Origin of the sequence: Actinokineospora iranica (assembly GCF_900101685.1) — a bacterium.
Classification (GTDB): Bacteria; Actinomycetota; Actinomycetes; order Mycobacteriales; family Pseudonocardiaceae; genus Actinokineospora; species Actinokineospora iranica.
In genome coordinates this window covers 541433-555744 of record NZ_FMZZ01000001.1, presented here as the reverse complement: position 1 = coordinate 555744, position 14312 = coordinate 541433, and the positions used below count along the sequence as shown (strand labels likewise).

The following is a 14312-nucleotide window of genomic DNA, read 5'->3' as shown; positions in this document are numbered from 1 at the left end:
CGGGCGGTCGCGGGGCCTAGCGTGAAACTCGAAGAAAGGGGACCGCGATGCGAGCCCGTCAGATCATGTCCAGCCCCGTGGTCGCCGTCGGCCCGGAGGACACCGTCAAACACGCCGCGGCGCTGCTGGCCGAGCACGGCTTCACCGCGCTGCCGGTGACCGAGGACGACCGGCTCGTCGGCATGGTCACCGAGGCCGACATCGTGCGCGACCGCATCCCGGCCGACGCCCGGCGCGGGGCGGCCGGCCCGGTGGCCGCGCCGCGCACCGTCGCCGAGGTCATGACCACCCCCGCTGTCGCGCTCAGCGGCGGCGCCGATGTCGCCATGGTGGCGCGGGTGATGCTCGACGACCGGCACCGCAGTATGCCCATCGTCGACGGCGGGCGGGTCGTCGGCGTCATCACCCGGCGCGACCTGGTCCGCGTGCTCGCCCGCTCCGACGCGGAAATCGCCGCCGACGTGCGCAGGCACCTCGCCCGCTACGGCGGCCCCGGCCGCTACACCGTCGAGGTCCGCGACGGCGCCGCCACCGTCCTCGACCCCTACGACGACCCCACCGACCGCCACGTCGCCCGGGTGCTGGCCGAGGCCGTCCCCGGCGTCGTGCGCGCCGAAGTCCGAACCGAACTGGAGAATCCCGCATGACCGAGCAGCCCACCCCCACGTCCGCGCCCGTCCAGCGACCCGCCGCCGAGCCCACCGCCGACGTGACCGAGGAGCGCGCGCCGGAGACCGCCGGAGCACACGCCGCGGGCGAACCGGCCGGTCCGCTGCCGGTGCTTGTCGCCGTGGACGGCTCCGAGTCCGCGGCCCGCGCGCTGCGGTGGGCAGCCGCCGAGGCCGACCGCCGCGGCGCCTGGCTGCGCGTAATCACCGTCTACCCCTGGCCGATCACCGGCTACCCCGGCGGCCTCGTCACCGGGGGCGAACTGCACCGGGGACTTCGCTCCCAGGCCGAGGACACCCTGCACGCGGCCCTCGCCGCGGTCCGCGACCAGGCTCCCGGTCTCACCGTGCGCGGCGAGGTCCGCTCCGGGGACGTCACGCCCATCCTGGTCGCGGCCTCCCGCGAGGCCGCCCTGACCGTGCTCGGCTCGCGTGGGCTCGGCGGGTTCTCCGGCCTGCTGCTCGGTTCCACAGCCTCGGCGGTCATCGCGCACGGGCACAACCCGGTCGTCGTGGTGCGCGGCGAGGGGCCGGTCCCGGCCTCGGGCAAGATCGTCGTCGGGGTCGATGGCGGCCCCGGCGACGAGGCGGTGCTGGCCTTCGCCTTCGAGCACGCCGTCGAGACGGGCGCCGGTGTCGTCGCCGCGCACGCCTGGAGCGACAGCCTGCTCGACGCCGCCTACACGGCCGGGTACGCCGCCCTCGACTGGGGCGTGCTCGCCCAAGAGGCCCGCGACCTGCTGACCGAGGCGCTGGCCCCGTGGCGGGCCAAGTACCCCGACGTGCCGGTGGAGCCGGTCGTCGCCCGGTCCCGTCCGGCGCGGCTGCTGCTGGAGCAGGCCGCCGACGCCGCCCTGGTGGTGGTCGGCTCGCGCGGGCGCGGCGGGTTCACCGGGTTGGTGCTCGGCTCGGTCAGCCAGGCCCTCACCCGGCACGCGCCCTGCCCGGTCGCCGTCGTGCGCGTCGACCGGCGGGACTGACCAGCCGTTGTTTGGCATCGCTCGGATCGGGAAGACGCTGCTGGGGAAGATGACGGAGGATCTGGGATGTCCGAGGCACCACCGAGTTCGGCGCTGCGCGAGCTGTCGGAAGACGACCTGCTGGGCGACCGGCTGCGAGACGACGGGCTGAGCGGGGTGGACGCCTACTGGCGGGCGGCGAACTACCTGTCCGCGGGCCAGATCTACCTGCTCGCCAACCCGCTGCTGCGGGAGCCGCTGCGGCCAGAGCACATCAAGCCCCGGCTGCTGGGCCACTGGGGCACCACCCCCGGCCTGAACTTCGTCTACGCGCACCTCAACCGCGTGATCCGCGCGGGCGACCGGGACGTCATCCACGTGACCGGTCCCGGCCACGGCGGGCCGGGGACGCTGGCGAACACCTGGCTGGAAGGCTCCTACAGCGAGGCCTACCCCGAGGTGAGCCAGGACGAGCACGGGATGCGCGAGCTGTTCCGGCAGTTCTCCTTCCCCGGCGGGGTGCCCAGCCACGTGGCCCCGGAGGTCCCCGGGTCCATCCACGAGGGCGGCGAGCTGGGCTACTCCCTGGCCCACGCCTACGGGGCCGCGCTGGACAACCCGGACTTGCTGGTGGCGTGCGTCGTGGGCGACGGCGAGGCCGAGACGGGGCCGCTGGCGGCGAGCTGGCACCTGAACAAGTTCCTCGACCCGGCGCACGACGGGGCCGTCCTGCCGATCCTGCACCTGAACGGGTACAAGATCGCCAACCCGACGCTGCTGGCCCGCATTCCTCAGTCCGAGTTGGACTCGCTGCTGCGCGGCTACGGCTACGCGCCCCGCTATGTCTCGGGCAGCGACCCCGCGACGATGCACCGCGCCATGGCCGCGGCCATGGACTCGGCTCTGGCCGAGATCGACGACATCCAGCGGCGTGCCAGGTCTGGCCTCGACCGGCGGCGCCCGGTCTGGCCGATGATCGTGCTGCGCAGCCCCAAGGGCTGGACCGGTCCATCCGTTGTGGACGGTGTGCCGGTCGAGGGGACGTGGCGGGCGCACCAGGTGCCGCTGTCCGGGGTGCGGGAGCGGCCGGACCACTTGGCCGCGCTGGAGAAATGGCTGCGCTCCTACCGGCCCGAGGAGCTGTTCGACGCCTCCGGCGCTCCGGTCGAGCGGGTGCGCGCGATGGCGCCGACTGGCACGCGGCGGATGGGGGCGAACCCGCACGCCAACGGAGGGCTGCTGCTGCGGCCGCTGCGGCTGCCCGACTTCCGGGAATGCGCGGCCGAGGTCGCCGAGCCTGGCGGCACGACCGCGGAGCCCACCCGCCTGCTGGGCCGGTGGCTGCGCGAGGTCGCCCGGGAAAACGCCGGCTATCGCAACTTCCGCGTGTTCGGGCCGGACGAGACCGCGTCCAACCGCCTGGACGCGGTCTACGACGTCACCGACAAGCAGTGGCAGGCCGAGATCATCGACACCGACGAGCACCTCGCCGGGGACGGCCGGGTCATCGAGGTGCTGTCCGAGCACCTGTGCCAGGGCCTGCTGGAGGGTTACCTGCTCACCGGCAGGCACGGCTTGTTCAACTGCTACGAGGCGTTCATCCACATTGTCGACTCCATGTTCAACCAGCACGCCAAGTGGCTCAAGACCAGCGGGCGGCTGCCGTGGCGGCGCCCGGTGGCCTCGCTGAACTACCTGCTCACCTCGCATGTGTGGCGGCAGGACCACAACGGCTTCTCCCACCAGGACCCGGGTTTCATCGACCACGCCCTGAACAAGAAGGCGGAAGTCATCCGGGTCTACCTGCCGCCGGACGCCAACACGCTGCTGTCGGTGGCCGACCACTGCCTGCGCAGCCGCGACTACGTCAACATCGTCGTCGCGGGAAAGAACGAGACCCCCAACTGGCTGTCCATTGAGGACGCCGTGCTGCACTGCGCGCGGGGCGCGGGCATCTGGGACTGGGCGAGCTCCGACACCGGCGGCGAACCGGACGTTGTCCTGGCGTGCGCGGGCGACGCGCCCACCCTGGAAGTCCTCGCCGCCGTGTCGCTGCTGCGCGAGCACCTGCCGCGGCTGAAGGTCCGCGTCGTCAACGTCGTGGACCTGATGCGCCTGCAGCCCGCCACCGAGCACCCGCACGGGCTCACCGATCCTGAGTTCGACGCCCTGTTCACCACCGACAAGCCGATCATCTTCGCCTACCACGGCTACCCATGGCTCATCCACCGCCTGACCTACCGCCGCGCCAACCACGGCAACCTCCACGTGCGCGGCTACAAGGAGGAAGGGACCACCACCACGCCGTTCGACATGCTGGTGCTCAACGACATGGACCGCTTCCGCCTGGTCATCGACGTGCTCGACCGCGTTCCCGGCCTCGGCGTCGGCACCGCGAGCCTGCGGCAGGCCATGGTGGACAAGCGAAACCGCCACCACGCCTGGATCAGGGCGCACGGGGAAGACCTGCCCGAGGTCCGCCACTGGGCCTGGGTGAACTGAGCCCGCCATGGCCGAGCCCAACGCCGTGCTGGTCGTCAACGCGGGCTCGTCCAGCCTGAAAGTGCGCCTGCTCGACGGTGACAACGTGGTCGACTCGCTGGATCTGACCGACTGGTCCGGCACCGAGGACACCGCGGAACTGGAACGGTTTGTCGCGGCGCAGTCGGCCGTCGACGCCGTGGGGCACCGGATCGTCCACGGTGGACCGGATCTCACCGAACCGACGGTCCTCGACCAGAAGACGCGGGCGGCAATCGAGGCGCTGACCGAGCTCGCGCCGCTGCACCAGCCCCGCGGCGTGGCGGGCATCGACGCCGTGGCCAGGGTGCTGCCCGACACCCCGGCGGTCGCCTGCTTCGACACCGCCTTCCACACCACGATCCCCGCCGCGGCCGCCACCTACGCCCTGCCCCGGGAGTGGAACCAGCGGTGGGCCCTGCGCCGCTACGGCTTCCACGGCCTGTCCCACTCCTACGCCGCCCGCCGGACCGCGGAACTGCTCGGCAAACCCCTGGGAGAGCTGCGGATCGTCACCTGCCACCTCGGCGCGGGCGCCTCCCTGGCCGCCGTCGACGCGGGCCGGTCGGTGGACACCACCATGGGCTTCACCCCGTTGGCGGGCCTGGTGATGGCCACCCGCACCGGCAGCGTCGACCCCGGCCTGGTCCTGTGGCTGCTCAAGCACACCGGCCTGGACCTCGACGCGCTCACCCACACCCTGGAGTCCGAATCCGGCCTCGCGGGCCTCGGCGGCTCCGCCGACCTGCGCGAGATCCTGCGCCGCGCCGACACCGGCGACCCGGCCGCAACCCTCGCCTTCGACGTCTACCTCCACCGCCTCACCCGCGAGATCGCCGCCATGACCGCGAGCCTGCGCGGCCTCGACGCCCTCGCCTTCACCGGCGGCGTCGGCGAACACAGCCCCCGCGTCCGCGGCGCCGCGACAGAGGGACTGGCCTACCTCGGCATCCACGTGGACGCCTCGCGCAACACGGCCACCTCCGACGCCGACATCAGCACCCCGGACGCACCGGTCCGCACCGTGGTCGTCACCGCCCGCGAAGACATCGAAATCGCCCGCCACACCCGCGCCGCCCTGTCAGTCTGACGGTCGCACCCAGCGGAACTCTCGACCGACCCGATCAGGGCGTGATCCGGGCGTCCAGTGTCGTGGACAGCGTGCCGTCGCGGTGCAGCAGGAGCCGGGCCGCGTCGATCGCCTCCGGGGTGGTGGCGAAGACGCGGCCTTCCTCGGTCAGCCGGGTGATCACGTCCAGCGCCTCCAGCGGCTGGTGGTGCCCGTCGCGGATGCCCGAGAGGTAGACGGCGACGCCGCGGTGCTCAAGGCGCTCGATGACGTCCTTGAGCACCAGCGCGCCGGTCGCGTCGATGGTGGTGACCCGGGACATGCGCAGGATGAGCGCGGAAACCTGGGCGATGTCGGGCAGTTCGAGCAGGGCGCGGTGCGCCGCCGCGAAGAACAGCGGCCCGTCGATGCGGTAGGCGACGATGTGCTCGGCCAGCAGGGCGTGCTCCTCGTCGTGGGCGGTTTCCGCCAGGTCCGCGCCGAGGTCCACCTGGTCGAGGCCTGCCTGCCGCGCGACCGATCGCAGGGCCAGCGTGCCCGCGACGACCAGCCCGAGGATCACCGCGTAGACCAGGTCGAACACAACCGTGGCCACCGCGGTGAGGACCAGGACCGTCGCGTCGGCGCGGGTGGCCCGGGCCATCGCGCGGAGGCTGTTGAGCTCGACCATGCGGATCGCGGTGGCCAGCAGCACACCCGCCAGCGCGGCCACCGGGATGCGGGCCACCAGGGGAGCGGCGGCGTAGACGACGGCCATGAGGACGGCGGCGTGGGTGAGCGCGGCCAGCCGGGAATGCGCGCCCGCGCGCACGTTGACCGCGGTGCGGGCGATCGCGCCGGTCGCGGGCACCCCGCCGAACAGCGGGGCGACCAGGTTGGCCAGCCCCTGCCCGACCAGCTCCCGATCAGGGTCGTGTCGCTGGCCGATCGTCAGCCCGTCGGCCACCGCCGCGGACAGCAGCGACTCCAGGGCGGCGAGCGCCGCGACGGCCACCGCGGCGGGCAGCAGCGCGGAAAGCGCGGACGCGTCGAAGAAGGCGAACGACGGCGCGGGCAAGCCCGCGGGCAGGCTCCCGATCACCGCCGCCGAGTCCACCCGCAGGAGGTGGACGGCGACGGTCGCGGCGATCACCGCGAGAATCGAGAACGGAACGGTCGGCCGCCACCGGGCCCCGACCAGCATGGCCACCGCGACGGCCGCGGCCACTGCGAGCGCCGCCCAGTTCGGGGCGAGCGCGAACTGGCGCGCGGCAGTCCAGGCGACGGCCAGGACGTGGCCGCCGTCGTGGGCCGCCACGCCCAAGGCGTTCGGAATCTGCTGCAGGCCGATGACAGCGGCGATCCCGAGCGTGAACCCCTCCACCACCGGCGCGGGGAGATAGCGCATGTGCCGCCCCACCCTGGCGACGGCGAAGACCAGCAGCAGAAAGCCCGCGATGAGCCCGACGGTCAGCACGCCACTGGGGCCGTGGGCGGCGACGATCGGGACGAGGACGACAGTCATCGCACCGGTCGGCCCGGTCACCTGCAGCCGGGAGCCGCCGAAGAGCGCGGCCAGCGCGCCCGCGACCACGGCGGTCGCCAGCCCCGCCTGCGCGCCGAGCCCCGAGGCGACCCCGAACCCCAGGGCCAGCGGCAGGGCCACCACCGCGACGGTCAGGCCCGCCAGGAGATCGTGCCGGGGACGCTGCCGCATGGCGGCCAGGTCGGCCCGGGTCGGCAGCAGGGCGCGCAGCCGCCCGCCCGGCCAGCTCACGCCTTCGACTCCGCGTCGCGCAACTCGTCGAGCAGGGCGTACTGCCCGGCGAGCATTTCGGTGAGAATCCGTCGGGCCGCGCGCATGAGGTCGGCCACGTCGCCACCTGCCAGCGCGTACACCACGGTGGCGCCCTGCCGGGTCGCGCTGACGATGCCCGACCGGCGCAGCACCGCGAGCTGCTGGGACAGGCCCGGCGCGTCGATCCCGATCGCCGAGCGCAAGTCCCGCACGGCCATCGGACCGTCCTGCAGCAACTCCAGCACCCGGATGCGCACCGGATGGCCCAGCATCCGGAAGAACTCGGCTTTGGCCTGGTAAAGCGGGACCGGCACGGCATTCCTCGCACTCGCGTTCAGCGGCGAGTACCACCCCGCCGCACCCGCCGCCCACTGTGTAGGAAGTTGCGAAATTATGCAACTCCGTGTGACTTGGTGAGGCGGGAAGGCGGCGTCAGCCTCGTCGCCGCGTGACCGCGACCACCAGGGCGGGGACGGCGGCGACGGCGGTCACCGCGAGCACGTCGCTTCCGGTGAGGGGAGTGGTTCCCAGCAGGGCGGCCAACGGTGGGAACCACACGCCTGCCAGGTGCAGCGCGGCGGCCCCGGCCACGGCGAGGTCCAGGAAGCGCGGGCGGGTGCCGCGGGCGCGCAGGGCGACGGCGACGCCGAGTTGGGCCAGGCCGAGGCACACGAACACCATGCTCTGCCATGGCCTGCCGGTGTCCGCGGCCCACCAGCCCACCGCCAGGGTGGCCGCGGCGATCAGCGCCCCGGTCCAGCCCACCCGCCACCACAGTCCATTCAGGATCGACTCGCCCGGCGGGCGGGGTGGACGGCGCATCAGCCCCGGGTTGGCGGGTTCGGCGCCGATGGCGACGCCGGGCAGGCCGTGGGTGACCAGGTTGATCCACAGGATCTGCGCGGGCAGCAGCGGGACCGCCAGGCCCAGCAGCGGGCCGAGCAGCATCACCGCGATCTCGGCCGCGCCGCCCGCGAGCGCGTAGCGCAGGAAGGTGCGGACGTTGGCGTGGATGCGCCTGCCCTCTTCGATGGCCCCGGCGACCGTGCGCAGGTTGTCGTCGGTGAGCACGAGGTCGGCGGCCTGCCGGGCGACCTCGGTGCCGTCGCCGCCCATGGCGACGCCGATGTCGGCGCGGCGCAGCGCGGGGGCGTCGTTGACGCCGTCGCCGGTCATGGCCACGATGTGGCCGCGGCGCTGCCAGTCCTCGACAACGGCGAGCTTCTGCTCGGGCCGGATGCGGGCGTAGACCTGCGTCGCGTCCGTGCCGTCGCCCAGGTCGTCGCCGGTGGTCACCTCGGCGTCTGGTGCGGCGATGCCGACCCGGGCGGCGATGGCCCGGGCGGTGTCCGGATGGTCCCCGGTGATCATCAGCAGGTGCACGCCCGCCGCGCGGAAGGTCTCGACGACCTCGGCGGCGTCCGCGCGCGGCGGGTCGGTGATCGCCACCAGTCCGGCGAGCCGGGGAACGGCGGCGCCGACCTGGTCGGTCACGGCGAGCACCCGGTAGCCCGCCGCGGCCCACCGCCGGACCACCGCCCGCGCCGGGTCCTCGGGCGCCAGCAGGACTTCTGGCGCGCCCTTGGTCACCGCCAGCACGCCGCCGTCGGGGGTGGTGTGCGTGGTCGTCATGCGCTTGGCCGTGCTGTCGAACGGCACCTCCGCCACCCGGGGGTGCGCCGCCCGGATGTCGGCGACCGCCATGCCGTCCTTCGCGGCGACCACCAGCAGCGCCACCTCGGTCGGGTCGCCGACCGGCCGCCACTTTCCTTCGCCGTCCGGGGGCAGCAGATCGCCGTCGTTGCACAGCACCACGTCCCGCAGCAGGTCGGTCCGGCTTTCCCGCCCGCCGTCGCCCTGGACGGCGCCCACCGGGTCGTACCCGCTGCCGGTGGCGGTCGCCTCGCCGCCAGCGGGCGTCCACAGCCGTTCCACCTGCATCCGGTTCTGGGTCAGGGTGCCGGTCTTGTCGGCGGCCAGCACCGTGACCGAGCCCAGCGTCTCCACCGCGGGCAGCGCCCGCACCACCGCGGCCCGCCGCGCCATCCGGTGCGCGCCCAGCGCCAGCGCGAGCGTCACCACGGCGGGCAGCGACTCGGGCACCGCCGCCACCGCGAGGCTGATACCGGTCAGCGCGACCTCGGCGAGCGGTCGGCCCTGGAGCAGGCCCAGGGCGGCGACCAGGGCCGAGAGCACGACGGCGGTCAGGGCCAGCACCCGGCCCAAGGCGGCCAGTCTGCGCTGCAACGGGGTCGGACGCGGGCGCTGCGCGCCGATCAGGGCCGCGATCCGGCCGAGGGCGCTATCCGAGCCGGTGCGCGTGACCCGCGCCGCGCCGCGGCCGCGGGTCACCACGGTGCCAGCGGAAACCTGCCCGTCCGCCTTCTCCACCGGCACGGACTCGCCGGTGAGCGCGGCCTCGTCGACCTGCAACCGGTGCGCCGAGAGCAGGTCGCCGTCGGCGGGCACGATGTCGCCCGCCTCCAGCAGCACCACATCGCCGGGCACGACCTCGGCCGCGGGCAGCGTCACCGCTGCCCCGTCGCGCAGCACCCGCGCCGCGGGCGCCGAGAGCTGCCGCAGGGCCGCGAGGGCGCGTTCGGCCCGCAGCTCCTGCACCACGCCCACGGTGGTGTTCAGCACGATCACCAGCGCGATCACGGCCGTGTCGGTCAGGTCCCCGAGCGCAACCGCCAGCGCCATCGCGGCGAGCAGCAGCATGATCATCGGGTCGCGCAGCTGCGCGGCCACCCGGGTCAGCGCGCCGGGGCGGCGGGGCTCGGGAATGGTGTTGGCCCCGTGTCGGGCCAGCGCGGACTCGGCCTCGCCCGAAGTCAGGCCGACCGCGTCGTTCTCCAGTGTCGGATGCACGAATCCAGCATCGGTCGGCGCGCGCGGCGGCGACAGGATGCGAAAGGCGGCCGTGATCCGGCGATGGTCCCGGGCCACCGCCGCCGAAAGTCCCGAGCGCCTCGGTTTCCGGCCGCAGGTGCTCAGCCGTCGGGTTCCCGGTCGGGGACGAGCACCGCGGCGCCGTGCACCCGGTCGGCGGCGAGGTCGGCGAGCGCCTGGTTCGCCGCGCCGAGCGGGTAGGGCGTGGTGACCACGCGCAGGTGGTGTGTGCCCGCGAAGGCGAGGAAGTCGCGGGCGTCGGCGCGGGTGTTGGCGGTGACGCTGCGGATCTGGCGTTCCCGGAACAGATGCCGCTGGTAGTCCAGCGTCGGGATGTCGCTCAGGTGGATACCGGCGATGGCCAGGGTGCCGCCGCTGTCGAGGGCCGCCAGCGCGGGCGGGACCAGCTCCCCGGCGGGCGCGAACAGGATGGCCGAGTCCAGTGGCTCCGGCGGCATCTCCGCCGCGCCCGCCGCTGAGGCGGCGCCGAGGTCCATGGCCAGTTCGCGCGCTCGCTGGTCGCGGGTCAGCACGTGCACGACCGCGCCGCGGGCCAGGGCCACCTGGGCGGCCAGGTGGGCGCTCGCGCCGAATCCGTAGATCCCCAGCCTGCCGCCGGGCGGCAGTTCGGCGCGTTGCAGCGCCCGGTAGCCGATGATTCCGGCGCATAGCAGCGGCGCAAGTTCCTCGTTCGAGTACCCGTCGGGCAGCCGGTGGGCGAGCGCGGCCGGGACCGTGGCGTACTCGGCGTAGCCGCCGTCGGCGTCCCAGCCGGTGTAGGCCGAGGCGGGACACAGGTTCTCGGCGCCGCGCAGGCAGTAGCGGCAGTGCCCGCAGGTTCCGCGCAGCCAGGCCGCTCCCACCCGGTCGCCCACGGCGAAGAACCGTCCCGCTCCGGGGCCCGCCGCGACGACCTCTCCGACGATCTCGTGCCCGGGGACCACGTTCGGCCGGTGCACCGGCAGGTCGCCCTCGGCGACGTGCAGGTCGGTGCGGCACACGCCGCAGGCCAGGACCCGCAGCAGCACCTCGCCCCCGGCCGGGGCGGGCACCGGCTCGACGGACTCGGCGAGCGGACCGGACGTGATCGGTCGGGGCGCGCGCACCCGCCACGCGCACGTCCGGGGACGGTGGCTGCCCGCCGGATCAGTGGTCATGGCCGCCCGCCGTCAGGTGAACCGGGACGCTGCCCGAGCGCGGTCTCGCCGCCGCTGCCCGCTGTCCTCCCGCGACGGCCACGTGGGTGGCCGACGTGCTCTCACCGCGCTGTCTCCCGCGGCCGCAGCAGGTCGCGGACGTCGTGCGGGAGGTGGCCGAGCGCCTTGTCCACCTGTCCCGGGCTCATGCGCGCGGCCAGTCCGGCGCTGACCACCGCGGCGGTTCTCGGGACGTCCTGGGCGGAGACGCCCGCGTGCTGGGCGAACGAGGCGACGAAGCCCGCGGCGTCCAACCGGTGCGGCACGTGGTCGATGTTCCAGCCCTCGTAGAACACCCCGCGCAGCAGATCCGGCAGCTGCGCGCCGAAGTGGACGGCGGCCTGCGGGGTCAGCTGGTCGCGCACGGCGTGCAGCCACGCCCGAAGCGCTCGGTAGGCGAACTGCTCGTCTTCGGTGGGGAAGCCGTGCGCGACCTCTCGCAGCCACAGGTGCGCGGTCCGGGCGGCGTTGTCGAGCGTGGTGGCTTTGGATGCCGACATAGGTCCTCCTTGGTTCGGCGAATGTCGTGCCATGGTCGGGTTCGCGCGCCGCGAACACGGGCGCCGCCGCCGAAAGCCCCCGGGGAATCGGGACTTTCGCGGCTGCCCGGTGGCCAGAGTCATTCGGGATGGGCGCGGCCGACCTCGCTGGCGTCGCCTCCGCCCGGCTCTGCCCGGATGCCCGAAAGCACGACGACCGAAACCGGGGATGAGCCCAACATGATCGACAAGCCGGCCCCCAGGCCGCGGACCAGGTGGTGATAGTGCGCGGCCCGGTTGGTCAGCGCGCCCACTCCTGCCCGGGGTGGCGTTTGCCCGGTGGATTCCGCCGTGGGAGCCTCGGTTGCGGTGTGTCGCGGGTCGAGGGATGGAGTGTCGTGGAGGGTGTGGAGGCGGTGGGTCCGGGCGCTCGGGGGTTGTTGTCGGGGCTTCGTCTGGACGAGTTGCTGGGTGAGTTGCATGAGCGTCTTGGTGAGCTGATGGACACCCGGGACAGCTTGCAGGGCTTGTTGGACGCGGTGATGGCGGTCGGCGCGGGTTTGGAGTTGGATTCGACTTTGCGGCGGATCGTGGCGGCGGCGGTGAATCTGGTCGACGCCCGATACGGGGCGTTGGGGGTGTTGGGGGAGACCGGTGGGTTGGCCCGGTTCGTGAATGTGGGTATCGATGAGGAGCGTCGGGCGGTGATGGGGCATCTGCCCGAGGGTCGGGGCCTGTTGGGGTTGTTGATCGAGCATCCGGAGCCGATCCGGTTGGCGGATTTGACGAAGCATCCGGCGTCGGTGGGGTTCCCGCCGAATCATCCGCCGATGGGCAGTTTCCTGGGTGTGCCGGTGGTGATCCGGGACGAGGTGTTCGGCAATCTGTATTTGACCGAGAAGCGTGGTGGGGCGGAGTTCACCGAGGACGACGAGGCTGTGGTGCGGGCGTTGGCGTCGGCGGCGAGTGTGGCGGTGGAGAACGCGCGGTTGTTCGAGCGGTCGCGGGAGCGTGAGCGGTGGCTTTCGGCGGCGGCGGAGGTCAATGAGCGGTTGTTGGGTGGGGCGTCGCAGCGGGAGTCGCTGGATTTGATCGCGCGGCGGGTGCTGGAGCTGACCGCGGCGGATTGTGTGCTGATTCTGCTGGCCGAGGGGAGCACCGGTGAGCTGCTGCGGGTGGGGGCGGCGACCGGTGAGTTGGGGGAGCGGTTGACCGATGTGGAGGTCTCGGCCTTGGGGCCGTTGATCGGTGAGGCGACCGCGGCGCAGAAACCTCTGTTGGTGGGGGATTTGGGGTCGGAGGCGGTGGGGGGTCGGGTGGCGGATCTGTTGGGGCCGTGTGTGGTGGTTCCGCTGGCGGGCACGGGTGGGGTGTTGGTGGTGGCGCGGGAGAAGGGGGCGCCGCCGTTCCCGGCCGACCGGGCGCCATTGCTCGGCTCGTTCGCGGGGCAGGCGGCGGTGGCGTTGGAGTTGGCGGAGAAGCAGCGCGCGCAGCGGTTGTTGGATGTGTTGGCCGACCGGGACCGGATCGCCCAGGATCTGCATGACCATGTGATTCAGCGGTTGTATGCGACGGGGATGAGTCTGCAGGGGACGTTGCGGCGGATCGATGACCCGGAGGTGCGGTCGCGGGTGCACCGGTCGGTGGAGCAGCTGGACCAGACGGTGCGGGAGATCCGGACGTCGATCTTCGATTTGCAGGCGGTGGACGACTCGACGTCGTTGCGCAGGCGGATGCTGGACGCGGTGGCCGAGATCGGGGCGGATCACCCGGTGAGTCCGTCGGTGAGCATGTCCGGGGCGGTGGACACCTTGGTGCCCGCCGAGATCGGCGAGCACGCGTTGGCGGTTGTGCGTGAGGCGGTGAGCAACGCGGTGCGCCATTCGGGGGCGCGGGTGATCACGGTGTCGGTGTCGGCGGGCGACGAGCTGGTGGTGGAGGTGGCCGACGACGGTGTCGGTGTCGGCGAGCCCGCCCGGCGCAGCGGTTTGGACAACCTGGCCCGCCGCGCCGCCCAGTGCCAGGGAAGCAGCGAGATCGGCCCAGGGCCGGACGGTGTCGGCACCCGGGTCCGCTGGCGGGTGCCGCTCGGCTAGGACGGGCGCAGGGGCCTAGCGGTCGCGGCGGAGTTCGGCGGCGAGGACGGCGGCCTGGGTGCGGCGCTGCATCTTGAGTTTGGCGAGCAGGTGGGAGACGTAGTTCTTGACGGTTTTCTCGGCGAGGAACATGCGTTCGCCGATCTCGCGGTTGGTCAGTCCTTCGCCGATCAGCTCGAAGACGGTGCGTTCCTGGTCGGTCAGGGCGTGCAGGGGGTCGTCTTGGGTGCGTTCGCGGCGGATGCGGTCGAGCAGCGCGGAGGTGGTCTTGGGGTCGAGCAGGGAGCCGCCGGAGCCGACGGTGCGGACCGCGGCGACCAGGTCGGTGCCCAGGACCTGTTTGAGGACGAACCCGGAGGCTCCGGCGAGGATCGCGTCGAACAGGGCTTCGTCGTCGGCGTAGGAGGTGAGCATCAGGCAGCGCAGGTCGGGCATGGTCGAGCGCAGTTCGCGGCAGAGTTCGACTCCGGTGCCGTCGGGCAGGCGCACGTCGAGCACGGCCACGTCCGGTTTCGCGGCGGGCACCCGCACCAGCGCCTCGGCGACGGAGGCGGCTTCGCCGACGATGTCGATGTCGGGTCCGTCGAGCAGGTCGGCCACGCCGCGTCGCACGATCTCGTGGTCGTCGACCAGGAACACCCGGATACCCATCACGC

12 protein-coding genes are annotated in these 14312 nt (G+C 73.2%); 5 read left to right on the top strand and 7 right to left on the bottom strand.

Annotated elements, in window-relative coordinates; all coding sequences use genetic code 11:
• Window positions 1–47: 47 nt before the first annotated feature.
• The 4 genes from BLS56_RS02570 (at window position 48) to BLS56_RS02555 (ending at window position 5237) form a co-directional block, all read left to right on the top strand.
• Window positions 48–647 (top strand): CBS domain-containing protein, encoded by a 600-nt coding sequence (locus tag BLS56_RS02570; RefSeq protein WP_091447790.1) that lies wholly within the window; start codon window positions 48–50, stop codon window positions 645–647.
• Entirely contained in the window at window positions 644–1648 is a 1005-nt protein-coding gene (locus BLS56_RS02565) for a universal stress protein (RefSeq protein WP_091447789.1), read from the top strand. The genes BLS56_RS02570 and BLS56_RS02565 overlap by 4 nt, the downstream gene beginning before the upstream one ends.
• A gap of 66 nt (window positions 1649–1714) precedes the next feature.
• Window positions 1715–4129, top strand: a complete 2415-nt coding sequence (locus BLS56_RS02560; RefSeq protein WP_091447787.1) for a phosphoketolase family protein — start codon at window positions 1715–1717, stop codon at window positions 4127–4129.
• 7 nt (window positions 4130–4136) lie between these two features.
• Window positions 4137–5237 (top strand): acetate/propionate family kinase, encoded by a 1101-nt coding sequence (locus tag BLS56_RS02555; protein WP_091447784.1) that lies wholly within the window; start codon window positions 4137–4139, stop codon window positions 5235–5237.
• Window positions 5238–5271: 34 nt separating this feature from the next.
• Here BLS56_RS02555 and BLS56_RS02550 read toward each other — a convergent pair whose 3' ends face one another.
• From BLS56_RS02550 to BLS56_RS31190, 6 genes are all read right to left on the bottom strand, one after another.
• Window positions 5272–6912 carry a SulP family inorganic anion transporter gene (locus BLS56_RS02550; RefSeq protein WP_091448736.1) on the bottom strand — a complete coding sequence of 547 codons (1641 nt, stop codon included), beginning with the start codon at window positions 6910–6912 and terminating at the stop codon, window positions 5272–5274.
• Window positions 6913–6968: 56 nt separating this feature from the next.
• Complete coding sequence (locus BLS56_RS02545; protein WP_091447782.1) at window positions 6969–7307, bottom strand: ArsR/SmtB family transcription factor; 339 nt, start codon at window positions 7305–7307, stop codon at window positions 6969–6971.
• A 118-nt stretch (window positions 7308–7425) separates the two neighbouring features.
• On the bottom strand, window positions 7426–9864 hold the full coding sequence (locus BLS56_RS02540; protein WP_175482626.1) for a cation-translocating P-type ATPase: 2439 nt from the start codon (window positions 9862–9864) through the stop codon (window positions 7426–7428).
• Between the two features lie 122 nt (window positions 9865–9986).
• On the bottom strand, window positions 9987–11042 hold the full coding sequence (locus tag BLS56_RS02535) for a zinc-binding alcohol dehydrogenase family protein (protein ID WP_091447777.1): 1056 nt from the start codon (window positions 11040–11042) through the stop codon (window positions 9987–9989).
• Window positions 11043–11143: 101 nt separating this feature from the next.
• Window positions 11144–11581 (bottom strand): DUF2267 domain-containing protein, encoded by a 438-nt coding sequence (locus tag BLS56_RS02530; RefSeq protein WP_091447775.1) that lies wholly within the window; start codon window positions 11579–11581, stop codon window positions 11144–11146.
• A gap of 119 nt (window positions 11582–11700) precedes the next feature.
• Window positions 11701–11874, bottom strand: a complete 174-nt coding sequence (locus tag BLS56_RS31190) for a hypothetical protein (RefSeq protein WP_175482625.1) — start codon at window positions 11872–11874, stop codon at window positions 11701–11703.
• Between the two features lie 186 nt (window positions 11875–12060).
• On the opposite strand from BLS56_RS31190, the gene BLS56_RS02525 reads away from it, so the two are divergent.
• Window positions 12061–13656 carry a sensor histidine kinase gene (locus BLS56_RS02525; protein ID WP_091448734.1) on the top strand — a complete coding sequence of 532 codons (1596 nt, stop codon included), beginning with the start codon at window positions 12061–12063 and terminating at the stop codon, window positions 13654–13656.
• Window positions 13657–13671: 15 nt separating this feature from the next.
• On the opposite strand, the gene BLS56_RS02520 is transcribed toward BLS56_RS02525, so the two are convergent.
• Window positions 13672–14307, bottom strand: coding sequence for a response regulator (locus BLS56_RS02520; protein WP_091447772.1), 636 nt, complete (start codon window positions 14305–14307; stop codon window positions 13672–13674).
• Window positions 14308–14312 lie beyond the last annotated feature (5 nt).